Source organism: Methanolapillus millepedarum (assembly GCF_032594115.1).
GTDB lineage: Archaea > Halobacteriota > Methanosarcinia > Methanosarcinales > Methanosarcinaceae > Methanolapillus > Methanolapillus millepedarum.
Window position 1 is genome coordinate 1168111 of sequence record NZ_CP131060.1, and the last position, 24373, is coordinate 1192483.

The 24373-nt window shown below is 44.8% G+C and carries 28 protein-coding genes; 2 read left to right on the forward strand and 26 right to left on the reverse strand.

What is annotated here, in order from left to right; all coding sequences use genetic code 11:
* The first annotated feature begins 29 nt into the window (after positions 1-29).
* Positions 30-449: a VOC family protein gene (locus tag MsAc7_RS05500; protein WP_338101926.1), complete on the forward strand. Its 420-nt coding sequence runs from the start codon at positions 30-32 to the stop codon at positions 447-449.
* Between the two features lie 194 nt (positions 450-643).
* On the opposite strand, the gene MsAc7_RS05505 is transcribed toward MsAc7_RS05500, so the two are convergent.
* The 25 genes from MsAc7_RS05505 to rpl3p form a co-directional block, all read right to left on the reverse strand.
* Complete coding sequence (locus MsAc7_RS05505; protein ID WP_338101927.1) at positions 644-871, reverse strand: hypothetical protein; 228 nt, start codon at positions 869-871, stop codon at positions 644-646.
* 181 nt (positions 872-1052) lie between these two features.
* Positions 1053-2186: a leucine-rich repeat domain-containing protein gene (locus tag MsAc7_RS05510; protein WP_338101928.1), complete on the reverse strand. Its 1134-nt coding sequence runs from the start codon at positions 2184-2186 to the stop codon at positions 1053-1055.
* 113 nt (positions 2187-2299) lie between these two features.
* On the reverse strand, positions 2300-3670 hold the full coding sequence (locus tag MsAc7_RS05515) for a hypothetical protein (protein WP_338101929.1): 1371 nt from the start codon (positions 3668-3670) through the stop codon (positions 2300-2302).
* Between the two features lie 63 nt (positions 3671-3733).
* Positions 3734-4894 carry a matrixin family metalloprotease gene (locus MsAc7_RS05520; protein WP_338101930.1) on the reverse strand — a complete coding sequence of 387 codons (1161 nt, stop codon included), beginning with the start codon at positions 4892-4894 and terminating at the stop codon, positions 3734-3736.
* A 229-nt stretch (positions 4895-5123) separates the two neighbouring features.
* Entirely contained in the window at positions 5124-6842 is a 1719-nt protein-coding gene (locus MsAc7_RS05525; protein WP_338101931.1) for a leucine-rich repeat domain-containing protein, read from the reverse strand.
* A 356-nt stretch (positions 6843-7198) separates the two neighbouring features.
* Complete coding sequence (locus MsAc7_RS05530; protein WP_338101932.1) at positions 7199-9556, reverse strand: hypothetical protein; 2358 nt, start codon at positions 9554-9556, stop codon at positions 7199-7201.
* 391 nt (positions 9557-9947) lie between these two features.
* The gene (locus tag MsAc7_RS05535; protein WP_338101933.1) at positions 9948-10394 is read right to left on the reverse strand and encodes a 50S ribosomal protein L19e; all 447 of its coding nucleotides are present in this window, start codon (positions 10392-10394) and stop codon (positions 9948-9950) included.
* Complete coding sequence (locus MsAc7_RS05540) at positions 10395-10868, reverse strand: 50S ribosomal protein L32e (RefSeq protein ID WP_338101934.1); 474 nt, start codon at positions 10866-10868, stop codon at positions 10395-10397. It abuts the gene before it with no gap.
* Between the two features lie 10 nt (positions 10869-10878).
* Positions 10879-11409, reverse strand: a complete 531-nt coding sequence (locus MsAc7_RS05545; RefSeq protein ID WP_338101935.1) for a 50S ribosomal protein L6 — start codon at positions 11407-11409, stop codon at positions 10879-10881.
* 12 nt (positions 11410-11421) lie between these two features.
* Positions 11422-11814, reverse strand: a complete 393-nt coding sequence (locus tag MsAc7_RS05550; protein WP_338101936.1) for a 30S ribosomal protein S8 — start codon at positions 11812-11814, stop codon at positions 11422-11424.
* Positions 11815-11825: 11 nt separating this feature from the next.
* Positions 11826-11978 (reverse strand): 30S ribosomal protein S14, encoded by a 153-nt coding sequence (locus MsAc7_RS05555; RefSeq protein ID WP_338101937.1) that lies wholly within the window; start codon positions 11976-11978, stop codon positions 11826-11828.
* A gap of 1 nt (position 11979) precedes the next feature.
* A complete protein-coding gene (locus tag MsAc7_RS05560; protein WP_338101938.1) occupies positions 11980-12498 on the reverse strand; it encodes a 50S ribosomal protein L5 in 519 nt (172 codons plus the stop codon).
* Positions 12495-13196, reverse strand: coding sequence for a 30S ribosomal protein S4e (locus tag MsAc7_RS05565; protein WP_338101939.1), 702 nt, complete (start codon positions 13194-13196; stop codon positions 12495-12497). Before MsAc7_RS05565 ends, MsAc7_RS05560 begins: the two co-directional genes overlap by 4 nt.
* A 5-nt stretch (positions 13197-13201) precedes the next feature.
* Positions 13202-13561 (reverse strand): 50S ribosomal protein L24, encoded by a 360-nt coding sequence (rplX, locus tag MsAc7_RS05570; RefSeq protein WP_338101940.1) that lies wholly within the window; start codon positions 13559-13561, stop codon positions 13202-13204.
* A 10-nt stretch (positions 13562-13571) separates the two neighbouring features.
* On the reverse strand, positions 13572-13970 hold the full coding sequence (locus MsAc7_RS05575; RefSeq protein ID WP_338101941.1) for a 50S ribosomal protein L14: 399 nt from the start codon (positions 13968-13970) through the stop codon (positions 13572-13574).
* Between the two features lie 2 nt (positions 13971-13972).
* A complete protein-coding gene (locus MsAc7_RS05580; protein ID WP_338101942.1) occupies positions 13973-14299 on the reverse strand; it encodes a 30S ribosomal protein S17 in 327 nt (108 codons plus the stop codon).
* 10 nt (positions 14300-14309) lie between these two features.
* Positions 14310-14621 (reverse strand): ribonuclease P protein component 1, encoded by a 312-nt coding sequence (locus MsAc7_RS05585; protein ID WP_338101943.1) that lies wholly within the window; start codon positions 14619-14621, stop codon positions 14310-14312.
* A 2-nt stretch (positions 14622-14623) separates the two neighbouring features.
* Positions 14624-14827: a 50S ribosomal protein L29 gene (rpmC, locus tag MsAc7_RS05590; protein ID WP_338101944.1), complete on the reverse strand. Its 204-nt coding sequence runs from the start codon at positions 14825-14827 to the stop codon at positions 14624-14626.
* Positions 14827-15723 carry a 30S ribosomal protein S3 gene (locus tag MsAc7_RS05595; protein ID WP_338101945.1) on the reverse strand — a complete coding sequence of 299 codons (897 nt, stop codon included), beginning with the start codon at positions 15721-15723 and terminating at the stop codon, positions 14827-14829. The genes rpmC and MsAc7_RS05595 overlap by 1 nt, the downstream gene beginning before the upstream one ends.
* Position 15724: 1 nt before the next feature.
* Positions 15725-16180 (reverse strand): 50S ribosomal protein L22, encoded by a 456-nt coding sequence (locus tag MsAc7_RS05600; protein WP_338101946.1) that lies wholly within the window; start codon positions 16178-16180, stop codon positions 15725-15727.
* 10 nt (positions 16181-16190) lie between these two features.
* Positions 16191-16607, reverse strand: a complete 417-nt coding sequence (locus MsAc7_RS05605; protein WP_338101947.1) for a 30S ribosomal protein S19 — start codon at positions 16605-16607, stop codon at positions 16191-16193.
* Between the two features lie 12 nt (positions 16608-16619).
* Entirely contained in the window at positions 16620-17336 is a 717-nt protein-coding gene (locus tag MsAc7_RS05610; RefSeq protein WP_338101948.1) for a 50S ribosomal protein L2, read from the reverse strand.
* 10 nt (positions 17337-17346) lie between these two features.
* Positions 17347-17595, reverse strand: a complete 249-nt coding sequence (locus MsAc7_RS05615) for a 50S ribosomal protein L23 (RefSeq protein ID WP_338101949.1) — start codon at positions 17593-17595, stop codon at positions 17347-17349.
* On the reverse strand, positions 17592-18365 hold the full coding sequence (gene rpl4p / locus MsAc7_RS05620; RefSeq protein WP_338101950.1) for a 50S ribosomal protein L4: 774 nt from the start codon (positions 18363-18365) through the stop codon (positions 17592-17594). The genes MsAc7_RS05615 and rpl4p overlap by 4 nt, the downstream gene beginning before the upstream one ends.
* Before the next feature lie 5 nt (positions 18366-18370).
* Positions 18371-19384, reverse strand: a complete 1014-nt coding sequence (gene rpl3p / locus MsAc7_RS05625) for a 50S ribosomal protein L3 (protein WP_338101951.1) — start codon at positions 19382-19384, stop codon at positions 18371-18373.
* Positions 19385-20267: 883 nt separating this feature from the next.
* On the opposite strand from rpl3p, the gene MsAc7_RS05630 reads away from it, so the two are divergent.
* A complete protein-coding gene (locus MsAc7_RS05630) occupies positions 20268-23138 on the forward strand; it encodes an immunoglobulin domain-containing protein (protein ID WP_338101952.1) in 2871 nt (956 codons plus the stop codon).
* A gap of 216 nt (positions 23139-23354) precedes the next feature.
* On the opposite strand, the gene MsAc7_RS05635 is transcribed toward MsAc7_RS05630, so the two are convergent.
* The gene (locus tag MsAc7_RS05635; RefSeq protein ID WP_476738679.1) at positions 23355-24368 is read right to left on the reverse strand and encodes a Pycsar system effector family protein; all 1014 of its coding nucleotides are present in this window, start codon (positions 24366-24368) and stop codon (positions 23355-23357) included.
* Positions 24369-24373 lie beyond the last annotated feature (5 nt).

A 24373-nucleotide genomic window follows, 5' to 3' on the forward strand; every position in this document is an offset into this window, starting at 1 on the left:
CAATTTCAAAAATAAAAGAGTGATGCACTATGGTTTTACAAGCATTTATCAATTTTAACGGAAATTGCCGTGAAGCGGTTGAATTTTATGCGAAAACATTCGGCGTTGAAAAACAACCGATGATGACATTCGGCGAAATGCCGGATCCGGACTTTCCGATGACAGAAGACGTTAAAAAGAGAATTCTTTACACCGCTTTAAACATTGACGGCCACAACCTGATGTTTTCAGACACCATGCCCGGAATGCCTTTTGTCGCCGGAAACAATATGAGCTTGACGTACAGCACAAAAGACAAGAAAAAAATCGAAAAGCTCTTCAATGCTTTGAAAAAAGACGGGAAAGTCGCGATGGAACTTCAAGAAACGTTTTGGAGCGGGTTTTACGGAATGGTGACCGACAAATTCGGGATCCAATGGCAGCTTAGCTTGGACGACGGAAAAATGTGATTTAAAAACCATTTTAAAAATGATTTTGCCAAATTCTTTTGAAAACACTTAATCATTTTTGTTGGACTTTACATAAAAAGTACTCACACACATAATCTTTATTCTGCACGGAAATTAAGCCATGTGCATGAAAAGTGTGTGTTTCATTTTGATTCGTTTATCAATGTCTGAGTTTTGTCCCGTCTTCAATTTAATTAATCGGGGATAAATCGAATTTCTGAAACGGGATTAACATTTCTCCAATCCTTATTTAGATACTTTATCATTTCTTTTTTGCTCCGGAAATACTTCTCTTTTGGTGTAGGATCACGATATTTATATTGAAACTCTCCATCGGTATCTAACTTATCGAAATACCGAATAAATCCAATCCATTCTTCTTTAGAATTAATAGAATACCACTTATTAGTTTCATAAACCATAAATATCACTTTTTTCTTTTTACTCAAATAAATGAATTACATGAAAACAACTCAAATTTTTGGACATATAGTACAAGGCCTATATTTGGAAAGCGTTTTTGAATCGATTTTTGAAAAAAATGGAAAAAGCCCGTAAACGGGCTTTTGACTCATTTTAATATTTACTGAAATGTCTTTCAAATTATTTATTATTCTTTTTCGACGAATAAAGATAAAATCCGCCGACAACAACGATAATCAAAACAATGGCGGCGATGATGATCACCCAAGTCGTTGTCGATAAACCGCTGCTTTTTGGTTCTGTAAAGGAAAAATTATAAACAACGGATCCGGAAAAACCGGGCACGGGTTCATTATCGAAATCAAACCGGACGCTGGAATCAGTACCCAAATCCGTCCAAGTAATTGTATTCGTCGCGGCGTTATAAGTTCCACCGTTACTGATTGTTCCGTCTTTTGGTGGAATCGGATTTCCCGACGAATAGTAAATCGGGTTGGTAATTGTAATATCGGAGTCAACCGGAACTGTTTTTGTAAACACGACGGTATCTTCATCCAAATCAATATAGTAAACAGGGTCATCCGAAATAAACAATAAACTCAACGTCTTTATCTTCGACAAATCAACAATCGGTTTTTGGTCAAAAGAAATGGACAAAATTTTCAAATTTAAATCATACAAAGGTGTCGCGTCTTCGACGACTGTTCCGGCCATGTCCAACGTCGTCAAACCGCTGAAATTTCGAAGAATGGAAATGTCAAAAATCGGATTTCCAGCAATGGAAAACGATTCTAAGTTGGTCAAGTTGCCGAGAGAGGAAATATTTGAAATATGATTGGCATCGATATAAAGTTCTTTCAAATTCAAAAGATTCGCAAGCGTCGAAATGTTTGAAATGTTGTTGCTGTCCACATAGAGATATTCCAGCTGCGTCAAACCGGAAAGCGCTGAAATATCGGAAATTTTGTTGCCGTCAAGACCGAGTTCGGAAAGATTCGTCAGATTGGATAAGGCAGAGATGTCGGAAATATTATTTTTGTCCAAATAAAGAACATCCAAATTCACCGCATATTCAAGACCTTTTAAATTTGAAATATTCAACTCGGAAGCATACAATTCCGTCAAACTTTCCATATCGGAAACGGTCAACGAATGATTGATATCAAGGTTCAGCTGTGCATTGATTGCTTTTTTCAAATTCGCATCCGGTATGTCCACCAAAGTGTCATCGGCAAGGGCTGCCGGCGTTGCCGCCAAAAGAATCAAAGAAACCAAAAGAAAAACGAATACTTTATGGAACGTGTTTGTCAACATATTTTCACCAAAAAAATATTATATAAAACGAATGCGGATTCAATGTTATGATGTGAACCCGAAATGATTATAAAATGGAGAAGATATTATTAAAATATATTGCTGATTTAAATTTAAAAAGAATGTTTTCTACCAATCAAAAAAATTGATTTCAACCAATCCCAAAATCCATTTTTGGAAACTGCCGACAAATTTATCCCATTTTCATTTGTTTTTGTAAATTTAGAGTTTGGAAAATATGTTTCTTCGGATTCATCTACCCATCTCAAAGATTTGATAGGTGAAAAAGAGGCTTCGAAATTTTCATTGATTTGTTCAATTGTTGGTAAAACAGCATCATTCATACCATTATTAACTGTATAAGTTAATGTCAGAGTTTGGTCATCTTCAAGGTATGTGATGTTCTGCAATTCATAAGGTATTCCCGCATTTGTTTCTTCTTTTTTTCCAAACCATAAATTTTCAAGATGAACAACACCGGGATCTGGACCCGACCAATTTCCTCCAGACCCAATTTTTGAACCATCTCCCCAATAACAAGAAGAATTTGAGAGGATAATTTCTCCCGCATTCTCTGCTAAAACTGAATCGAGAATAACACCGCTAAAAATATGAAGCTGACCACTGTTATTCGTTGAACTTTTAACGGCACCGCCACCAATTCCAGCACCCCCTTTTTGACCGGATGCTGTCACCATACCGCCAAAAATACTGATATTTGAACCAGATCCTGAAAAACCGCATCCTATGCCACTTCCACCGTCACCGCCAACCGCCATTACATTCCCGCCAAGAATGGAGATATTTCCAGAATTACCATAACTGCCGGTTCCAATACCGCTTCCGGAAACGCCACCATAAGATGTGATAGAACCACTCCTGATAACAATGGTACCGGCATTTCCATCATCATTGATAACAGCTTCATCCGATGACAAATACTCAACTCCGCTGCCACCACCGATTCCACTACCGCCTGTTTCACCATAAACACTTAATGACCCGACCCCTCCTTTTACCTCGGAAATTTCTAAAAAAGACCCCTCTGGAACACCGATTCCGGCGCCCCCTTTAAATCGAAAAGTGTTTTCTTTAAATTCTGTTTTAATGATATTATTTCCCGAAAGAATTAACTGATTATTTCCACTCACAAAATAAAGAGCCGAATAATATTCACTGTCAAAAAGATAATCATTTGAACTTTTTGTTGAATAAGACACGTTTTTAAGAGTCAAATGAACTCCGTTTTCACCGGCGTCACATAAAATAGAAACAGATTCAACATGTTTTCCGGAACCTTCCAAAATAACAGGCTCGCTTGTTGTAATTTTAATAATGCATGGAACATATAGACCTAATTGGTAAGTACCCCCCGTGTCGATTTCAAGAACAGGAGATGAAGGAAATGATGCAGATGCAATGGATATTGAGAAAATTAAAAGAAAAAAGCAAACAAATAAAATTTTTTCCAAATTGAAACGCATTTTTACACCTCAAAAAATAAAACCGAATCTTTTGATTCGGTCTAGAAAAATATTAATCAAAAGTTACCTGACGTAAGGCATAACTTGCTTATTAATATCTACAGATTCGCCATAGGCATTTAAGGCCATATCATTAACAATTAATAATTGACCATTTCCATTTAATTCGGTGTAACATGTAACATCTTTTGAGGTTGAAGGTGAAATATCCGTACCTTCAATTAAATATAAAATCATTTCACTCCCTTTAGAATAATCCCTCATATCCAGTGTATGTTCCACATTATCTAAAGAACCTCCAAATCTTCGAATTTTGATTTCATTTGTTGAATCAGGCAAAGATCCTTTATAAATATCTTCAACTTCAATGATAACATCATGGTACAGGCCATACTCTCCAATATCCTCATAAGAGGGGCTTTTACCATCGGACGTGTTCCATTTACTTGGCAAAACTTCCTTTACCTTTCCTTTTACAATCAAATCAGAAACATCAACCATAAGATCTTCTGAAAGAGGAATATAGTTAATTGACGTTGAGATAAATATTTTTTCATTTTTAAGGTCAACATTTCCAATATCCATATTACCCATAATACTTTTTGCAATCAGAACATTATATATTGTTTTTAAATCATTCTTGTCATAAGTTCCTAAAGATTGTGTCATTCTTGCAGGCTGATACATAATAGAACTGTTATTAACAGTATTATCAGCTAAACCCAAACTATGACCCAACTCATGAAGTGATATAGATTGAACATCATAAACACCCCAATATATTGTTCCGTTTGGATGACGCCCTGCAGCGGAAATATTCGATATGTTTGTTGTGAAATTATGATTTGTGTTGAAAGTGACGCGACTGGAATTAATATAAGTCTTTCCATTTTTTGTAATACTTGTAAAACTTGTTGTAGCCAATGCAGTAGACCCGTTCGTAAAAGATGATTTACTAAATGAAACACCATCTGTTGAGTTATACACAGACTTATTCCAAAATTGAGGTTTACGAGCAAAGGTGGACCCTGCTGATTCCCAGGTAGAAGCCGCTGCCATTATTTCAGTTTTCCACGAACTGCTATAATCATTTGTAAAAGAAACGTTGACAGTTGTATTATAGACACCATATGAAGTCCACGGTAAGAGCAATGCACTTGCAGGATGGCTACAAATTGAGATTAACAATATACACACAAATAAAATAGATAAATATTTTTTCATATTGATCCTCCAAACTATTCAGAATTTTAAAGACAGAATAGCAAAAAAATAAAACACATTCATATATATATAAATATTTTAAAAATTTTTATTTATATTTTTTAATGTATAATAAAATGTTTTAAAAAAAGAGTTAAGAACCATACTAAACAACTAAAAAAGTAATAAATCCGCCTTAGGAAAACTAAAACGGATTATTCATTTGGTTTTTAATTTATTCAGTTTAAAATTACTTAGTCTGATTGGTAAAGTACCAATAAGCGCCGCCGATTAATGCGATGATAACAACAGCACCTGCAATAATCAGAATCCAAGTGGTTGTCGTCCATCCGCCCGCACCGCTTCCCGAATCCGTTGGTGTCGTTGCCGTTTGCGGCGATTGTGGCGATTGCTGTGTCGGCGCCGGTTGCACTTCCGGCATTGAGTCCGTTGCCGAACCGGATGATGGAACCGAATCCATAACCATGGCACTTCCGACACCGCTGCCGCTTGAAATCGACCTTTGAGCGGTTAAGAAGTATTCAATAACGACAAAAAAATCATCTTCAATTTCGTAGGAAACATAATTGTCTTCCGATGTGTAATCCGGATAACTCCAAGCCACTGCGTTTGTACTTTCATTGTACGTTCCGTTGCAGGTGATTGTCCCTTCTGCCGGATTGAGAACGATACCGGTGGCATCATAAACCGGATTTTTGATTTGAACGGGCTGTCCGATCGAAACAGGTTTTGTAAAACCGACATAATAGTAATCTCCGAAAATACCGGCGCCATCAATCGAATCATTAGATAAAATCAAAGCAGTTGGTCCCGACAAATCCAACTGGGTTAAATAAGCCGGATTGTCGGACAAAACTAAGAATTCGAGCTCGGAAAGGCCGTTCAAAACGGAAACATCGGAAACGGGATTTTGAGATAACGTTAAAACGGTCAAGTTGGAAAGGAAACTCAATGCGGAAATGTTGGAAATGCTGTTGTTGTGCAAATAAAGTTCTTCAAGTCCGGTCAAGCTGCTCAACGTGGAAATATTGGAAATTTGTTTGCCGGACAAATCAAGTCGTTTTAAACCGGTCAGGCCGGCCAATGCGGAAACATCTGAAATTTGATGATTTCCGAACAATTCAAGGACTTCCAAATTAACCAAGGATTGCAAAGCTGAGACGTTGGAGATGGAATTGTTGGTTAAATAAAGATGCTTCAAATCCGTCAGACCGGCCAACGCGGAAAGATTCGAAATGTTGTTGTCGCCAAGGTCCAAATAGATTAAGTCGCCCATGCCGGAAAGAGATGAAATGTCGGAAATGTTGTTGTCATACAATTTTAATTCTGCCAAATTCGTAAGACCGGCTAATGCGGAAATATTGGAAACATTGTTACGGCTCACATAAAAGTTGGTTAAACTCGTGAGACCTGAGAGCGACGTAACGCTTGAAATGTTGTTGTCGCCCAGGTCTAAATAGGTCAAATTGACCAGACCGGAAAGCGCTGAAATATCGGAAATGTTGTTGTTATACAATTTCAATTTTGTCATATTTGTCAGACCGCTCAGCGCGGAAATGTCGGAAATATTGTTGTCGGACAAAAACAGTTGTTCTAATTGAGTCATGCCGCTTAATGCGGAAATATTGGAGACGCTGTTGTTCCCCAAATCCAAATATTCCAAATTGGCCGCGTATTCAAGTCCCGACAAATTTTGAATGCCGCGAGAATAAGCCGATAATGTTGTCAAACCTGCTAAATCGGTTGTCAATGGCTCATAAGTTGCGTTGTCTTCACCCAGCGCGTCGCAAATGGCAATTCTTAAATTATCATCTGCAAAAGTAACCGGACCGACAGCCGCCGCAAACGGCACAGACGATAAAAAGAGGAAAGAGATGAGAAGCAATGCAAGCAATCTGTGAATTGCCGGACGGGATTTAATATTTGATTTTTTAGTTGAGCTGAGCATATTAGATCTTTTCGATTTTTGAAAAATAATATTTCGGAAATGAAAAACAAAACCGGAAAAGTTTTGCCCCCATTTTTTAAAATAAATATAAATAATTTTAATAAATATAATTTTTAAAATATATAATTTTATGTTTTTATTTTTGGAAATAATAAAAAACAATCAAAAATACTCAAAGCAGAAATAAAATAGTGCAAAAATAAAAAAATTAAAAGAAAAATGTTAAAAGAAAAATGTTACAAAAAGAAAACAAAGATATCGTTTTTCAAAAACCAAAAAAACCGGCAAAGGTCTTTTTATTCCTTTGCCGGCACCGTTTTTCACAATTTTTCAATATATTTTCAATATGTTTACTCTTATTTTCTTTTGTAGAAATACCAATACGCAACGTCGCCGATTAAAACAACTACGACAATCGCCACGACAATCCAAATCCAAGACGGAAGGCGGTTGTTATCATAATCTTCGCCGGTTGAAACTTGCGAATTGTTTTGATTTTGAGAATTGTTTGAACCGTTTTGTTGTTCGATTGTGTTGTTTTCAGCCGTGTTGTTTTCGGTTTGCGGTGTTGTTGCCGGCAAAACAGTTGCTTGACCAAATCCGCCGCTGCTTCCGGGTGATGACGGAGCCGCTTTGGAAACGGTGTACAAATACAAATCTCCGTATTCATCTGTGTAAGAGTCAAATTCGAGATTGGGAGTTACATCTTCGTTGATAATGTGATACAATGTATTTGCGTTTTCACTTCCCTTTTCAACTTTTGTTTTAAAAACTTCGGTTCCATTGCTGTTTTTGACATTGTTGCTTCCCGGCGTATCCGAGTATCCTTGGATCGTCGCAAAATCATTAGATCCGCTTCCGGGCGTGTAAATGCTTCCGCCGTCAATGACAATCGTTGACGTTCCGGGTGTTACGTCCCCATTTCCGCCGCCGATTGCGTCATGACCATCGGCCGAAGTGATAATGGTGGTCCCGCCATTGATTGTAATCGTCCCGGTTCCACCGATTCCACCACGACCCTCAACAGTATAATAAAAACCGCTGCCACCGCCGATTGCCACACCGTCGATGCCGTCCCCGCCGCCGGCCATCGCTTTAATTGTTACCGAATCGGAGATCGTAATATCTCCGGTTCCACCAAATGACCCGCTGCCGCCACCGATTGCTACGCCATCAGCATATTTTCCAATGCCACCGGCCGCCATGTTAATTGTTACTGAATCAGAGATCGTAATGATTCCGTCCCCGCCGGTGAAACCCCCACCGCCACCGATTGCTGTACCGCCAACGAAGCTGCCTGTGCCACCGACTGCATTTTCAATAACCACAACATCCGATAACGTAACGGTACCGGCACCAACATCATCATTACTGCCCCCACTGCCAATTGCCGCGCCGCCTGTAATACCACGGCCACCCGTTGCCGTTTCAATTGCTGCTGAATCTGATAATGTAATATCTCCGACGCCACCGGTCCCATTGCAGACCCCTCCACCGCCGATTGCAGCACCGCCGCCGCCAGGCATATCATTTCCAAAACCGCCATCTCCACCTGTCACCGTTTTGACCACCACCGAGCCTGATAATGTAACAGTTCCGGCTCCGCCGGTTCCTTCATAAGATCCACCGCCACCGATTGCCGCACCACCGCCACCGTATATGCTGCTACCGCCCGTTGCCGTTGTAATTGTTGCAGAATCTGAAACCGTAGCCGTTCCGGCCCCGCCGTTACCACCGCCACCGCTGCCACCGCCGCCGATTGCTGCGCCGCCGCCATCGCCACCATTGCCGCCTGTTGCTGCTGCAATTGTTACAGAGTCGGATATTGTAACAGTTCCGGCTCCGCCATTGCTGCTGTTACCGCCGCCACCGCCGCCACCGCCGCCACCGCCGCCACCGCCGCCACCGCCGCCACCGCCGCCGATTGCAGCGCCGCCGCCGCCATAACCACCGGTACCATTATCGCCACCTGTTGCCATCAAAATGGTGACAGAATCAGAGACCGTAATGGTTCCGTCCCCGCCGCTGTTATCTTTGGCGCCGCCGCCACCGATTGCCGCGCCACCGCCACCATTTGCTACACCGGTACCGCCCTTAACCTCATCAATCACAACAAAACCATTAATAACAATTGTTCCGCCGGATTCACCGATGCCTGAGGGAACATATTTTCCGCCGATTCCGGCGCTGCCTTCTCCGCCGTAAACAATCAGGTCATTTGGAACGGATTCGTTTGCGGTGATTGTCAAAAAGTGACCGGAACCGACATGAATTCCGGTCAAATTTCCAACAATTGTGTTGTTGCCTTCCAGGAACAGAGTTGTGCCGTCGTCGCCGTCAATGTCAATACCGTGACCGATGGCTGACGCGTCGATGTTCAAATTCACAAGTGTCAAATTTAAAACGCCGGAATAATCCGGCGCTTTTTCTATATTTATGGACAATTCTATAGAGTCGTTGTTGCTTTCGATGATCAGGTCTGTGATTCTGTCCGGAATTGAAATTGTGGTTGCCGGATCTGAAGTGTCCCAACCGTCAGCGTCTAAAATGAGTTGATAAGAACCCGGCGTTGACGCCCAATTTGTCAAATTTGAATTGGCATCCGTAACGTTTGTAACGGTGACCGGATTGGCCAGTGCGGGCATTGCCGTCAGGATGAAAAGAATCATCAGGACGGGAGCGAATAAGAGGATTTTGGACGTTTTTGTGATCATATTTATCGTCTATTTTGTTTTTGTTTTTGTTATCGTTTTTGTTTGATTACTCATTAAAATTAATGAAACGTTTCGAAAATTTCATTTCACAGGATTATATTATAAAACAAATAGTGAACGAACCGATTTACTTTTTTTCAATAACCTGATACTATATCAAACAAACGGATTATCCACGAAAACAAAAATAAGAAACGACCTTCAGTTCTTGAACTTTAAAAGAATAGGTTGCCGTAACGCGCGCCGGCGCCGCTGAAACCAAAAAAAAAAAAAAAACAAAGAAACTAAAAATAAAAAACGGCCGGGAGGAGCCTTTTTGCGAAGCGAACTTCGCGGAATCAGACTCCCACCGCCCTGAAAAATTCCGAAGCGTTGCGAGGAATTTTTATTTTTACTTCTTCAATTCAGCTTGAATGTGCGCTTCAAGGTGAGCCGTGTTTCTGAATTCCCCGCCTTTCGCTTTTCTGTAATAGCGGCAGAAGGTCTTCTTGTCAAGCGTCTCGTTCGCGCGCATTTCCTTCAACTTCTTACGAAGAGCGCGAATCTTTTTCATCCACAACTCTTTGCTGTTGGTTCGGGCGCCTTTCTTACCTTTGCGGGAACCCGGACCTTTTCTGTGGCCGTAGGCTCTCTTTTCGGCGACGATTCTCGCGCGTCCGCGGCTGACACCTTTCACTTTCTTGGCCTTGATGAAGCCTTCGGAAATGAGGCCGCGAATGTCTTCACGGGTAATCGCTTCGGCGATTTTCTCACTTTGTTCCGGGTCAAGCCAAACACGGTCCAGACCGCAGTCCAAGACTTGAGAGGCCATTCTTCTTTGGTTGGTTAAGTTGGACATTTAAACTTCCCCCTTTCCCGGATTTAACACTTTAATGCCGAATTCGGCTGCTTTTGCGACAATGACCGCCTTCTTTTTACCGCCGACGCCGCCGGCAATTCTGACGGCTTCAAATTCGGGGTCGACCAAAGACAATTCATCCACGTTGTTGACGATCACTTCATCAAAACCGGACGGGTGAAGTCCTTTAATCAAAGCGGGGCTGCCGTAACCGACGGTCACAAGCGCGCCTTTGCCGTAAAAACCGGCACGCTGCTTGCTTTGGTTACCGCGCGGGCGGCGCCAGCTGGTGCTGAGCCGCTTGAATTTGTGTTGGCCCTGCTTGTGGAAGGACGGTTTTCTTGATTTTTGAACTTTACGAACGTTGAACAAACGTCTGAACTCAGGATCCGCATCAAGGAGGTTGGTTGCGCAAGCCGCGTCAACAGACGTGTTTTCCGCGTTTGTTTCGGGAACTGTATTTTCTTTTGCCATCGTGACCACCTTATGCTTTATCCACCACGTAAATTCCGTCTTGGAAGACACGCGGGTCAAATCTCTTGATTTTGGTTTTCTGTTCAATGTTGGCGGTCGTTTGTCCGACATCTTCTTTGTTGATGCCGGTCACAACAACGCTGTTTCCGTTGATTTTCACCGTCGTCTCGCCGACAATCTTGGCGATACGGGGCTTCTTTTCTCCAAGGAAGTTGCTGATCACAAACGTTTTTCCGTTCACTTTCGTCTGCATCGGGAAGTGAGAGTACACAATGGTCATTTTGTACTCAAAGCCTTCCGTCACACCGTGAATCATGTTCTTGAGGTGGGACGCAAACGTGCCGACCATGGCTTTGTATTGCTTTTTCGGGTTTTCCGTATCGACGGTAATTTCAGCGCCATTCACGGCGATGTCAATTCCCGGATAGTAAAACTCGCGGACATTTTGTCCTTTCGGGCCTTTCACGGTCATGATGTGGTTTTCGTACTTAACGGTCACACCGGGGATGATTTCGACAATTTCTGTAAATTCTTTTGCCATATTGCCACCCCATCAGTAAACGTAAGCCAAAAGCTTTCCGCCGACATTCTTTTCACGCGCTTCATTGTGAGACAAGACACCCAAGGATGTGGTCAAAACCAAGACGCCGAAGTTCTTCGCGGGCAAGTATTCCTTTTCCCACTTCTCAAAGCCGTCGATACCGATCGAGTAGCGCGGTTTGATGGCGCCGCAGTCGTTGATGGAACCGGCGAGTTTCACTTCGTAAACGCCGGCTTTACCGTCTTCGACGAACTCAAACGACTCGATGTAGCCGCCTTCTTTCATCACATTGAGGACGTTTCCGATAATTTTGGAAGCCGGCCGGATGACACAGGTTGTTTTACCGACGTTTTCCGCGTTTTTAATCACGGATAAAGCATCGGCCAGAGGATCAAATAATACCATTTTTCCTCACCTCAGCTGTACTTGTTAAAGCCCATCTTCGGGGCAACTTCTCTAAAGCAGTGCCGGCACAAATATATGTCATATTTGCGGACGAGCGATTGCTTTTGACCGCAGCGCTTGCAACAGCTGGCGCCGCGTCCGAATCTCTTTTTTGTCTGTACCATATTAAACGACCTCCACACCGTAGTTGTCCTTTAAGAATGCAACAGCGTCGGCTTTGTTCATTTTGTGGGAAGCCGGAACTTTCGTCTGCGCGATTCTTCTTTTGCTGATTCTGTTTCCCGGGCGTTTTAAGACGACAGTGACGTCCATCCCAAAAACACCAATATTCGGGTCATACTTCATACCGGGGAAATCCGTGTGTTCTTCGATACCAAAGGAAACGTTTCCGTTTTGGTCGAATTGGGAGCTCTTTAAGGTGTTTTCGACAATTTTCAAAGAGGTCGTGAGGAATTCTTCCGCGTTGTCCCCTCTTAAAGTGACTTTACAGCCGATCGGCTCTTTCTTTTTAATCCCGAACGCCGGAACGGTCATTTTCGCAAATGCCCGAATCACGGTTTGTCCGGTGATTTCCGCAAGTATGTTTTCTGCATCAACGAGGTGTTGGCCGCTTTCGCCGACACCCATGTGGACAATCACTTTTTCGATAACAGGAGTTCTCATCGGGTTTTCCGAATTGCTCATGCTTGTTCACCTACTTTAATTTCAGGTTTGTCCTCACCGATTACGAAAACATAGTTTTCGATGGTTTCAATATCATTTTTGCCGGAAACTTTCACCACGTTGTTCTTGGAACTGCGAATGGTTTCGATTTCCGTTACTTTTCCGACCATTCCGCTGTGCCGGCCGCCCGTAATCATCACGGTGTTGCCGATCTTGTATTCAAACCGGGCCAAGATTTTCTTGTCCGGAAGAGAGAGTTTCACAGTGTCTTTGGTCTTGTAGTCTTCCGACGCCAAAATGTTGGAGCCGTCGTGAAGGTTCAATTGGGTTTTACCGCCCTTGACGGTGGTCTTACCGTTGATTCTGCAAATCTTCCATTTCGCGCGGTTTTCATCAATTTCATTGAGATAAAGCCGGCCTTTGGTGTCTTGAAGCATACGATAATATTGATTGTTCGCGGGGATGGCGACGACATCGAAAATGCCGACCGGGAACTTTAAGTTTTTCCGGGCGACACCGTCAACGAGCACCTGTTTCTCTTGAAGAATGCGGGTGGCTTCTTTGGATGTGTCAACGATTTTCAAAAGATCGCGTAAAATCACGACGAGCGGAAGGCTTGAGTCTTTGCTGTGCGGACCGGGGCTTGTCGCCGTAATCCATTTGTTGGTCTTTTTGGGAACTTTCCAGCTGGTCGGCATTGACATTCTTTTCTGGTGCATGTGACTCACTCCTGTCCGCGAATACGTGCTTCGCGTTTTTTATCTTTGAGTTCCAATTTCGTAATCATCACATTGGACGGGTAAATCGGTCTTGGAACTTCTTCGCCGTTGACCTTCGTCGAAACGACGCCGGCCACGTGAATAACGCAATCCGCGAGATTGACTTTTTCAACTTTGCCCGAAACGCCTTTGAAATCGCCGCGCATCACCAAAACGGTGTCGCCGGTGATGACCGGAGCGGAACGGGTGTTGTATTTTTTAGATAAATCGTCGCTTAAACGGGCGCCCATGTATTTTTGGCGCATGTGAAGCGGCGCGTTGTATCTGGCTTTTCTTTGTTTTCTGGGTTGAATTGATGTTGCCATTTTTGTCACCTCAGATCACAATGGATGCGGTTGTACCGACTTTGGGGAATCTTTCCGCGACTTCACGGGCCACCGGGCCTTTGATGTCGGTGCCTTTCGGAACACCGGAATCGTCCACGAGAACCATGGCGTTGTCTTCAAAAGACACGTGTAAGCCGTCCGGCCGTCTGATTTCTTTCTTTTGCCGGACAACGACCGCCAAAAGAACCTGTTTTCTCATTTCAGGCGTTCCTTTCTTGACGGAGACGATGCACAAGTCACCGACGCCGGCTTTCGGGTATCTGTTTTTGACACCGCGGTAGTTTTTGACGGAAATAATTTCAAGCACTTTCGCACCGGTGTTGTCGACACAGTCGACGCGGGCGCCGGAGTTTAAAGCGCGCGGAATGTTGGATCTTATGGCTTTCATGTTTAAGCCTCCTCAGATTTCACAACAACAAATGATTTCGTCTTGCTGAGCGGGCGGCATTCCGCAATCGTCACGACGTCGCCGACTTTTGCGTTGATGCAGGGCGGGTTGTGAGCGTGCATAATGGAGCGGCGCTTCTCATATCTTTGGTATTTGGATACCATTTTTTCATATCTTCTTTCAATGACGACGGATTTGTCCATCTTTGTGCTGATGACGGTGCCGACCAGAAGTTGTCCTCTGACCGGTAATTTACCATGGAACGGGCAGTGAATGTCATCGCACTCTTTGGAGGGTTCCGGAACATCAATTCCAATATCTCTTGCCATAAATTTAACCTCATTTTCTTGATTTCTTTAAGTTCTTTATCCGATTTTGGGGTTGTGAGAGCATGTATTTACCGTTTATTTGTGCGGATATGCGGCCATTTTCTGATTTTTCCGAAACAAGGGAAAAAGAAAAGACAGATCCGGTTTTCGGAATCGTTCTTATTTTTCCGTTTGTTTCAATCTGAAATGTGTTCCGGGATTCATCGACGATGATTCCGGAAAGACCTGTTATTGTCGGGTCGCAAGAACTTTTCACCGTGACAGAAAGCCCGATGCATTCATGAAAGGGCAAATTGTCCGGCGTGATCTCAATTTCAGTCATGTTTAGTTATCTTTCATTTCGGTTTGAATTGTCTTGATGCGTGCGATGGTTCTGGTAATTTCACCGATGCGTCCCGGGTTTTCCGGAGCGTCGCCGGCGGAAGTCAACGCGCGTTCGCGAATGAGTTCGTTGCTTAATTTCTGGATCTCATCAATTCGTTCGGCTGCGGACATTTTGCGAATGTCGCTCGTTCTGAGGATTGCCATTATTTCTTCGCCTCCTTGTGAACGCGCGCCATCGGATGCCATCCGGAAATTCCGTCGTGTTTGTGCTGCCAAACATCGCCGACAACCCGTCTGACCTCATTGGTGTCGGAGTCTTCGACGACGATTTCATCGGATTCGGAAGGAACCGCAGTGGTCATTTCGGTGACCGTTTCGATGATTTCCTCGGCAACGACGTCGCCGGCGTTATCAACAACGGCAATAACCTTTTCTTCAACAACGACAACTTTCTCTTCTTTGGCTTTTTGGGCAACCGGCGGTTTTTCTTTGATTTCGACCGGAAGTCCTTCAACAATCTTAAACGCGTCCGGAAGGACAGCGCCCGGTTGAACGATTTTCACTTTACAGCCAAGAGTTCCGAGCTTTTTGATGGCAACGGCGTAGCCGACGTCAACGATTTGCTCGGCCGGGTGGCCGGAGTGCTTCACATACCCGTCCACGAACTTTTCGGTTCTGGCACGGGCACCTGTCAATTTACCGGAAATGACCACTTCACAGCCGAGCGCACCGGCCGACATAACGGCGCGGATGGTGTTGGTTCCGGCTTTTCTGAAGTACCAGCCGCGCTCAATGGACGACGCCAAGCGGTTCGCCATGATTTGCGCGTTGAGTTCGGTCTTTTTAATTTCCTGAGCGTCAATTTGCGGATTGTCAATACCGTACATATCGGAGACATCTTGCGTCAACTTGCGGATCACTTTACCGGCTTTTCCGATAACCATTCCCGGTTTTTCGGAATAGATGGTGATTTGAGTTCCGAGCGGTGTCCGGCTCATGTTCATTCCACCGTAACCGGATCGACCAAGTTGTTTTGCGAAGTACTCGTCCATGGAGGCTTTAACATATCCGTCTTTTACGAATTTTCTCTCGACTGCCATATTATTGCACCTCGCTTAAAATCAATTCGATGTTCACGGTTTCGGTATTTTTCGGGGATGCGCGCCCGCGAGCTCTTGGGAAATAACCGCGAATGGTTCTTCCACGGTTCGCGAGAGCCGTTGAAATGTACATGTGCGCCGGTTCAAGGCCTTTGTATTCGGCGTTGCTTTCCGCGTTTTTGAGGAGTTTGAGCATTTCAATCGAGGCGTTCACCGGATATCTTCCGGCCGCCATCGGTCCTCTTTTGTGGCCGGCACCTTCCGTAAATCTCTTAAACGGAACGGCTTGCTTTTGTATGACGACATTTTCGAGGAATGCACGGGCTTGCGGCACTTTCATTCCCTGAATGTGGTGACAAATTTCACGCGTCTTTTTGAAAGAGATGTGAAGTTCGGAGGCCATTGCCTTTGAGCTGTTCTCCGGAATGGCGACGGTTGAGTAATTAAGTCTTCCCATGTTATCATCCTCACTTCAACGGAACGAATTTACTGGAACGAGTGGCTCCGACACCGGCGCTTCCGTGGGAAACTTTGCCTCTGGTCGGCGCGAACTCACCGAAGCGGTGAGCCACCATTTCCGGCTGGATTTCGACGTCGATAAACTTTTTACCGTCATAGACGGCCACCGTCTTTCCAACCATTTCCGGCAAGATAATCATGGTCCGTGCGTGGGTTCTGACTTCTTTGCCGGCCCGCATGTCCGCAAGGGCCTTCTTTTGGACTTCGGTCAATCCTCTGATGATCGATCTTCTCTCCCTGGACGGAAGGAGTTGTGCGAATTCTTCAATGCTTAATGTTTGAAGTTCCGCAATGGTTTTTCCGCGGTAGGTGAACTCACCCTTGCGTTTCGGTAATCTTGATGAACCTGTTTTCTTTGCTGCCATTTGAATCACCCTTTAACGTTTCCTTCCGGTTCTGCGTGCGGCAATGTGACCGACTTTCGCGCCCGGCGGTGCGTTTCTGCTGACCGTTGTCGAGCGGCACGGGTGTTGCCTGTTACCGCCACCAAACGGATGGTCTCTCGGGTTCATGGCAACTCCTCTGACGCGCGGGAATCTCTTGGCACGAACCTTCATCTTGTGGTACACTTTTCCGGCTTTGAGGAACGGTTTTTCAACACGTCCGCCGCCGGCGACAACGCCGATAACGGCGCGGCATTCGGGGTTGAACCATTTCAATTGGCCCGACGGCATCTGAACGGAGGTGCGTCCTTCTTCGTGCGCCACGACGATCGCGTGTGTTCCGGACGAGCGGGTGAATTTTCCACCGTCGTTCGGCTTTCCTTCGATGTTGCACACCAGAATACCTTCCGGGATTTTACCGACCGGAAGAATGTTTCCGGCTTTGACTTCAGCGGCCGGTCCGCATTCAATGATTTGACCGACAGCGACGCCTTCCGTTGCGATGATGAGCTGGGATTTTCCGTCGTCAAAGAAGACTTTGATAATCGGAGCGGCCCGGGCTGTGTCGTGCTCGACGTCAATGACGGTTCCTTTGAGTGTCGCGCCTGCGGCCACGACCGGATGCATGAGTTCTGCTTTAAATTTGTGAGACGGGGCGGTGAAAGTCGGACTTCCCTTACCTCTTCTCTGTGCGATAATTCGTTTACCCATATTAACCACCTTATGCGAGTCCGAGTCTGGTTGCGATTTCGTGCGCGGCTTCAGACTTCTCGAATGTGATAATTGCTTTTTTCTGCCCCTTCATGGTGGTCATTGTTCTGACGCTGGTGACTTTAAAACCGTAAAGCTCTTCGACGTCTCTTTTGATTTGCTGCTTGTTCGCGCGGGAATCAACGATGACTTGAAGTTTACTGTCTTCCATGTGAAGCATGGCCTTTTCTGTAATGAACGGATACTCTACCGACATCATTCCATAACACCTTCCTTTTCTGCAAGTTTCGCGATGGCGGATTTGGTCCAGACGGTGAGTCTTCCGGCGTGTGTTCCGGGAGCCAAAAGTTCCGCGTTGAGTTCGGAAACGGTGGCGATGTCAACACCGGCCAAGTTTCTTGCGGCGCAGGAAACGGCGGCAACGTCGCCGGTCACGACCAAAAGGCTTTTTCTGCTCTTGTATTTCCGGCCGCGCATTTTTCCGCGTCCGGCCCGAATGTTTCTGCCGAGTTTGGCGCGCATGACGTCTTCGTAAACGCCGATGGCTTCAAAGAAAGAGACAACGTCTTTGGTTTTGGACAAGTTTTCAAACGCGTCGTCGGCAACAATCGGAAGTTCTTCCGTCATGAAGATGTGTCCTCTGGTGATGACCAAATCTTCGCTGCAGGTGGCTGCGATTGCGGAGCGGACGGCCAGGCGTCTTTCCTTTTTGTTCACTTTTTCGGAGTAATCGGTTTCCGGTTTCGGCGGGTGGGCTGCTCTTCCGCCTTTGGCGTGCGGAATACGGGCGGCGCGCGAGCCGTTGACAATTCTCGGAACGTGGGAAGCACCGCGTCCGGAACCCCAGCCTGTTGCGGATGTCTGCATACCGGCGTAAAGAGTCGGACCGTAGGGGTGTCTTCTGTTTGCTTGGGCGGCCAACACGGCCTTTTTGATCAAGTCGGGACGGTAGTCTTCAAAAAAGACGGATGGAAGTTCAATTTCCCCGACCGGTTGACCGGATAAATCTAAAATTTTTGCTGCGACCATGAATATCACCCTTGTTGAGACTGCAGGCTGATGTGCAGAATTTGCGGTTCTGCCGGCTGTGCCTTGTGGTATCGGACGGGTTCTCTGAAGCGGATCAATCTTTTGGACGGCCCGGGGACGCTTCCTTTGACAAGGATGTATTCGCCGCTGACCAAACCGTAGTTAATGAATCCGCCGGCCGGAGTCACATCTGCTCCGTCTTCGCCGATTTTTAAAATGCGTTTGTTGTATTCTGTTCTCTGGTGGTATCCGACTTGTCCCATTTGCGGGGTTTGCCACATCACGTGGTCCGGGTGCCAGGGACCAAGCGTACCGATTTGTCTCAAGCTGCCTTGGCGGGAGTGTTTTCCTTTCATTTTGGCAATGCCCCATCTCTTAACCGGTCCTTGTGTTCCTTTACCGGTGGTGATGGCGGCGGCGTCAACAAAGCTGCCGTTCTTAAAAACGTCGGTCACTTTAATTTCGGCGCCGAGGATGGTTTTAGCGTATTCGAATTTCGCTTTGACGTCTTTGCCGCTGATTCCGGTTTCCATAACGTCGGGAACCTTTTTCGGAATGCTGGCAACAGCTTTTGGGGTGGTGTACGTGACAACGCGGATGTCGGTCACTTCGCCTTTTGAAAGCAATTCTTCAATTTTCGCGAGAGATTCCGCGGATTTGTCGGATTTCGGAACGCGCAATCTTTTGGAAAGTTCGGGTTCCAATTTGGTGGTCCAGGCTTCTGCTGCTGCCACTTCGCCGCCGACGTCTTTGACGTAAGCGCGAATAGCGGCCACATGGATAGCCGGCGTTTCAATGACAGTCACGGGGACCGCAATTTCCGTACCGGCGGTCAGACTCGTTTTAACATCATCAATCATGATGACGTGAGTCATACCGGCTTTGTATCCTGCAAATGCCTGTAATTTCGGCTGGCCTTCTTTTGCGGGCCAGGACCTGAATTTCGGGACCGGGCTTTTTGCTCTCTTGCGAGGGCTAAACGCACGCGAACCTCTGTCAGGTCTGTGTATGCTTGACATTTTTTGACTCCTTTTGGTTTGATTTTTATCTTAAAATCACCGGGAGCAAAAACAACAAGGTCAAAAAGCGATGACATAAATGATTAAAATAAAGAACGGGCAGCAATTCAAACAACAAACCAAAGGTTTGAACGGGCAAATCATATAATATATGATACGAATCCGTAAGAATGAATGAAATATCACACAACAGATATTGATTTTGAAAACCGGGCTTTTTCGCTTGAGAGTTTCCGGGTGTCCCCAAAATCGGATCGGTTACCGTCTTTTGATTTTAATCCGCAACATCGACAACGAAAAATATTGATGAAATCAATAACATTTTCGTGTTTTTCCGCCAAGAACATTGCTTTTTGTTCGTGATTTGGCGAAAACGGGCTTTCTTTCGAATTGGCCCTGACACTTATGTTGTTCCTACACTTCTCACCGGATTAAAACTAACAGGCGGTTTTTTTCCCGCGCCGTTAATAAGTAAGACGGATGGACAATGTGATAAGTTATATTTAAAGATTTTCGGAGATAATGAACAGACAGTTTAAAACAGTTCAATAAAAGAAGAGAAATCGACAAAAATAAAATATGACGATCAGAGTGGCAGAAGTGAATGAGACTATCATAATTGTATACACATATTTATATTTAAAAAATGTGATGATATTCTTATGAAATATATTAAAAAATAAATAGAAATCGTTTGCAATAACACATAAATATGACTAAATGTGTAAATATAAAGAAGTATAAAAAATATACAATTCAACCATTTAATGAATTTATATTTTTCATATATAATTATTTTTTTGTATTATGGTTGCGAACCATTTTTTGTATTATGGTTACAAACCATTTTTCTTTAAGGGATTGAACTTGAGTGTGAGAATATATGATTCGAAAATTTTACAAAAGAATGTTCGTTGTGGTTTTAACGTTGGTTCTTTTGTTTTCAATGGTGCCGGGAACGGCGTTGGGTGCGGAGATTAATACCCATCCATCAGATTCGACAATTCTTGTCGGCAACACTGCAACTTTTGTTGCAAGAGGAAATACAACCGCGGGACTTTGGCCTTCAGGAACAGCCCCTTTTTGGGAATATAAATTAAACGGCACGTGGGTTGCTATCAATGGCCATAGTAATCCGAATATAACAAACCAACTCGTAAATGGAGCAACGATTTCAATTTCAACTCCGGGAGGTACGGGAGCACGTACATCAACTCTTACAATGACAAATGTCCCGATCAGTTGGGACGGCGCTCAATTGAGAGCAAAATATGGAAGTGAGAATCTTCCAACAGAGTCCGCCATTTTAACCGTTTACGACAAAGCCGCCATTATAACACCCCCTGTAAACACTTACGCTTTTGACGGAAATAAAGTCACGTTTTCCGTGACACCCGTTACAGCTACCGGCATGACTTACCAATGGTACAAAAACGACACGATTATTCCGGACGCAACTTCCCGGGTGTATGAATTCAATGCGAACGCGACAACAGATAACGGCACAAAATATAAGGTCAAAGTTATCGGCGGCGGCGATGCTGTTATGGCCGGCGGAAACAACGCCACATCCGAAAACGTCACGCTAAGGGTTTACGATAAACCGATCATAAACGTGACGGTTGACAGCGCGGAAATCACAACAAGACCGGTGCGGGCTTTGGATGGAACGGAAGTGGTTTTTGAGACAGCAGGTCCGACAGGCGCAACCTATCAATGGAAAAAGGGTGGAACCAACATTGGAAGTGCAACATCTGACACCTACACAATTAACGCAGTCAGTTCTGCCGATGCCGGCGCGTACAGTGTTGTCGTCACTGCCAATGGAACAAGCATTGAAGTCGGACCGGTCGCGTTGGAAGTTTACAAAGCGGCTTTGATTGACACCGCCACCATCAAAAATTATGTGGCTTTTGACGGACAAGACGTCTCCATGAATGTTATCGCCGCGAATGTTCAAAACTATGTTTGGTATAAAGACGGAATTGAAATACAAAACGGAACCGACGATGATTTTGAAATAACCACTGTTGACGCCGACGACCATGGCGTTTACCTCGTCTATGCCCAAGGAACGGACAACACCTACGACACCATCGCATTGACATTGACGGTTCTGGAACAACCGACTGTCGTTGCCGATGAGATCGGAGAAGGCGGAAATGCGACTTTCACTGTCAAGACCGTTCGCGGAGATATTCTTTCAGATACGGATTATACGATTAAGTGGAATAATTCAACCCCTGCGACCGTATCAACCGCCAATCCATATGAATTAACAAACGCCGCAATGGCAGATTCCGACGACTATTATGTAGCGGTGACAAAAGCTGACAGCACGACGGCAATATCTGACACCATTACATTAACGGTTCATAAAAAGCCGGTCATCGCAACCGAGCCGGTGAACACAATCGCCTTTGACGGAACGGAAGCAAAGCTGTCGGTGGAACTCGAAAGCGCCGCTGATGAAACCGGCACGAATTTCAAATACCGGTGGTTTGAATCAACCGATGGCGGAAATAAATATACCAAAATTGCCGGCGCGCAAGGCAACAAGAAAATACTGACAATTGACGCCGACGAATCCAAAGACGGATATATGTACTATGTCCAAGTGACCGGCCAAGGCGTTGGAAATGTGATTAAATCCGACGAGGTGACACTCACCGTCATTTCGGAGCCGACCGTTTCACCGGAAGAAGCGTTGACCGGTGAAAGTGTAATATTCTCAACCGAAGACAACAGCAGTTGGACATATCAATGGCAGAAAGAAAACCGAAACGGGAATTTCAGGGACGTTGCCGGTGCAACCGGATATGAATACGTCATTGACCCGGTGAAGTTGAATTCCATTGGCAGTTACCGGGTTATTGTCACAGATACGGTGGACGGAACCTCCGCCATTTCAAATCCGCTGACATTGGATGTTGACAAAGCCGCGATTATTAAAACGAAACCGGTGAATGCTGTTGCTTTTGACGGACAAACGGACGATGTGACGTTCTCCGTTGAAGTGAAAGGAGACGACACCGGCTTTACGTATCAATGGTATAAAGGAAGTGTCGACGTCAATAATACGTTAACGAACGGCGGAAGCTATTCCGGAACAGACACAAAAGAGTTGACAATATCCGGTGTGACGACGGCCGAGAGAGGAACGTATGTGGTTGTCGTAACCGGACCCTATACCACCCGGGACGATAACTGGGCATCCGCCTCTGCAAAGCTTGTCGTCTTGGAACAGCCGTATGCCGACCCATCCGATACTGTTGGCGAAGGAACGGATGTCTCATTTATTTTGAGAAACGTGAACAATTTGAACTATGAATGGCAAAAGTGGAATTCGACAATATCGGATTATGAAGCTGTCGACTCCGTCGCTGTTCATGAAATCTTGTCAGCCGCCACCGATGACAGCGGGGAATACCGGGTTGTCGTAACCAACCAAAAAGGCATTTCAGCAACCTCCGATTCAATCACCTTGACGGTTAATAAAAAATCCGGCGGGTCCGGCGGCGGTTTCGGACAAGCCACCATTGTTCCGATGAGCGGAAAGCCGACAGAACCGGAACCGGCACCAACAACACCGGCACCAACGACAACAACTGAACCGGCCCCGACAACAACAGCCGCGGGAGAAGGTTTTGAACAAAAAAGTATTCCATGGATGTGGTGGATTGTTGTCACCGCCGCAATCGCTTTGATTTCAGCGGGAATCGGATTTAAAGTCGGAAGAAACGGAAAGAAATGAAAATAAGGCATCAAAAACAAAACGCCTGCGGCTGAAATAAAAACGAGAGGCCGATTTGCCGGTGAAAGAGTTTCTTTCACCGGTTTTTTTATTTAATTTTAAAGATTTGAACATAAAATATATAACTTAAAAAAGAAATGCAGCTGACATATCCTCTTTTCAACATTTGTCCATAATCTATTGACAAACTTCTTTTTTTATTGACGACTTCTTTTTTTATTTTTCATCGTCCATATCATCCGACACGTGCGTCGGAACCAACGGCGGCTCTGTTTTTACGATTTCACGTTCGGAGTCTGCTTCCGAATCGGACTCTGTTTTGCCGGATGATTCGTCAACATATCCGTAACTTTCCGGATCCGACGGCCAGGATTGTGACGGAGCGGCTGTGTTTGAAAATTCCTCCGCAGACGACGCATTCGGACCTGTCAGTGGAATTTCAGGCAAGACATCCGCCGGCTGTTTTTCCAAATTTGCGGAAACAGACGAAGCGGACGGATCGGACGGCTGACCTTTTGTTTTCGGAATGCCTGACGTGAAAAATTTATTTTTGGATTGCTCCAGATGCTGCGTATTTTGCGTCCGCTTTTTTGAAATCGGATTTTGGAGCTTTCGCTTAGACTTGATGGTGAGTTCTTTGATATCTTCGATAAACTTGATTTTTCCGTATTGGACTTTCGTTTTTCCGTCTTCGTTGGTCAAGTGAACGCGCGAACTTAAGAAGAAATAAATGATGCCGATGATGGGCGTCAAAATCGCGAAAATCGAAAAGACAATGGCGTAATAGGAAATCGAATACTTTCGGTAAGCGGAACGGGAATTGATGATGATTTGAGCGGCAACGTCAAAATCCAAATTTCCGGGCGTCGCTTCCGAATCAAAATACCGGCGATTGATAGCGGTCAGATAGGTATCGACGTCATATTTGGAAATGTGTTCGTAATAAATCAAACTGTCCGAATCGGCCGGCTCTTTTCCTTTGTACAGGTATTGAAGTTTGATGTTGGGCATAAACGAGGAAAGAGAAACCGTGATGGCCAAAACGGCAAAAAGAATGAAATTCCAAAAATAAAAAGTCGCAATGTCGGGACGGTAAGGCGTTTCGTTGTAAATACGAAAACCGCCGATGACCAACGCGCCGAGAAGAGTGACAATAATCGTATTCTTGGCTTCCGCGTACTTTAAACGCTCAAGAACCATGTCATATGTCTGATATAAAAAATCTCTCAAGTGGC

What these genes read in the sequence shown, in the direction of transcription:
- MsAc7_RS05530 (WP_338101932.1), bottom strand. Translation starts at nt 9,556, where the DNA reads ATGATCACAAAAACGTCCAAAATCCTCTTATTCGCTCCCGTCCTGATG.
- MsAc7_RS05610 (WP_338101948.1), bottom strand. Translation starts at nt 17,336, where the DNA reads ATGGGTAAACGAATTATCGCACAGAGAAGAGGTAAGGGAAGTCCGACT.
- MsAc7_RS05515 (WP_338101929.1), bottom strand. Translation starts at nt 3,670, where the DNA reads ATGCGTTTCAATTTGGAAAAAATTTTATTTGTTTGCTTTTTTCTTTTA.
- MsAc7_RS05600 (WP_338101946.1), bottom strand. Translation starts at nt 16,180, where the DNA reads ATGGGAAGACTTAATTACTCAACCGTCGCCATTCCGGAGAACAGCTCA.
- rpl4p (WP_338101950.1), bottom strand. Translation starts at nt 18,365, where the DNA reads ATGGTCGCAGCAAAAATTTTAGATTTATCCGGTCAACCGGTCGGGGAA.
- MsAc7_RS05500 (WP_338101926.1), top strand. Translation starts at nt 30, where the DNA reads ATGGTTTTACAAGCATTTATCAATTTTAACGGAAATTGCCGTGAAGCG.
- MsAc7_RS05595 (WP_338101945.1), bottom strand. Translation starts at nt 15,723, where the DNA reads ATGGCAGTCGAGAGAAAATTCGTAAAAGACGGATATGTTAAAGCCTCC.
- MsAc7_RS05505 (WP_338101927.1), bottom strand. Translation starts at nt 871, where the DNA reads ATGGTTTATGAAACTAATAAGTGGTATTCTATTAATTCTAAAGAAGAA.
- MsAc7_RS05585 (WP_338101943.1), bottom strand. Translation starts at nt 14,621, where the DNA reads ATGACTGAAATTGAGATCACGCCGGACAATTTGCCCTTTCATGAATGC.
- MsAc7_RS05555 (WP_338101937.1), bottom strand. Translation starts at nt 11,978, where the DNA reads ATGGTACAGACAAAAAAGAGATTCGGACGCGGCGCCAGCTGTTGCAAG.
- MsAc7_RS05525 (WP_338101931.1), bottom strand. Translation starts at nt 6,842, where the DNA reads ATGCTCAGCTCAACTAAAAAATCAAATATTAAATCCCGTCCGGCAATT.
- rpl3p (WP_338101951.1), bottom strand. Translation starts at nt 19,384, where the DNA reads ATGTCAAGCATACACAGACCTGACAGAGGTTCGCGTGCGTTTAGCCCT.
- MsAc7_RS05580 (WP_338101942.1), bottom strand. Translation starts at nt 14,299, where the DNA reads ATGGCAAGAGATATTGGAATTGATGTTCCGGAACCCTCCAAAGAGTGC.
- MsAc7_RS05560 (WP_338101938.1), bottom strand. Translation starts at nt 12,498, where the DNA reads ATGAGCAATTCGGAAAACCCGATGAGAACTCCTGTTATCGAAAAAGTG.
- MsAc7_RS05535 (WP_338101933.1), bottom strand. Translation starts at nt 10,394, where the DNA reads ATGTCCAACTTAACCAACCAAAGAAGAATGGCCTCTCAAGTCTTGGAC.
- MsAc7_RS05510 (WP_338101928.1), bottom strand. Translation starts at nt 2,186, where the DNA reads ATGTTGACAAACACGTTCCATAAAGTATTCGTTTTTCTTTTGGTTTCT.
- MsAc7_RS05520 (WP_338101930.1), bottom strand. Translation starts at nt 4,894, where the DNA reads ATGAAAAAATATTTATCTATTTTATTTGTGTGTATATTGTTAATCTCA.
- MsAc7_RS05575 (WP_338101941.1), bottom strand. Translation starts at nt 13,970, where the DNA reads ATGAAAGCCATAAGATCCAACATTCCGCGCGCTTTAAACTCCGGCGCC.
- MsAc7_RS05545 (WP_338101935.1), bottom strand. Translation starts at nt 11,409, where the DNA reads ATGGCAAAAGAATTTACAGAAATTGTCGAAATCATCCCCGGTGTGACC.
- rpmC (WP_338101944.1), bottom strand. Translation starts at nt 14,827, where the DNA reads ATGGCAATCCTCAGAACGAGCGACATTCGCAAAATGTCCGCAGCCGAA.
- rplX (WP_338101940.1), bottom strand. Translation starts at nt 13,561, where the DNA reads ATGGCAACATCAATTCAACCCAGAAAACAAAGAAAAGCCAGATACAAC.
- MsAc7_RS05540 (WP_338101934.1), bottom strand. Translation starts at nt 10,868, where the DNA reads ATGGCAAAAGAAAATACAGTTCCCGAAACAAACGCGGAAAACACGTCT.
- MsAc7_RS05565 (WP_338101939.1), bottom strand. Translation starts at nt 13,196, where the DNA reads ATGCACCAGAAAAGAATGTCAATGCCGACCAGCTGGAAAGTTCCCAAA.
- MsAc7_RS05630 (WP_338101952.1), top strand. Translation starts at nt 20,268, where the DNA reads ATGATTCGAAAATTTTACAAAAGAATGTTCGTTGTGGTTTTAACGTTG.
- MsAc7_RS05615 (WP_338101949.1), bottom strand. Translation starts at nt 17,595, where the DNA reads ATGATGTCGGTAGAGTATCCGTTCATTACAGAAAAGGCCATGCTTCAC.
- MsAc7_RS05605 (WP_338101947.1), bottom strand. Translation starts at nt 16,607, where the DNA reads ATGGCAGCAAAGAAAACAGGTTCATCAAGATTACCGAAACGCAAGGGT.
- MsAc7_RS05550 (WP_338101936.1), bottom strand. Translation starts at nt 11,814, where the DNA reads ATGGTATTATTTGATCCTCTGGCCGATGCTTTATCCGTGATTAAAAAC.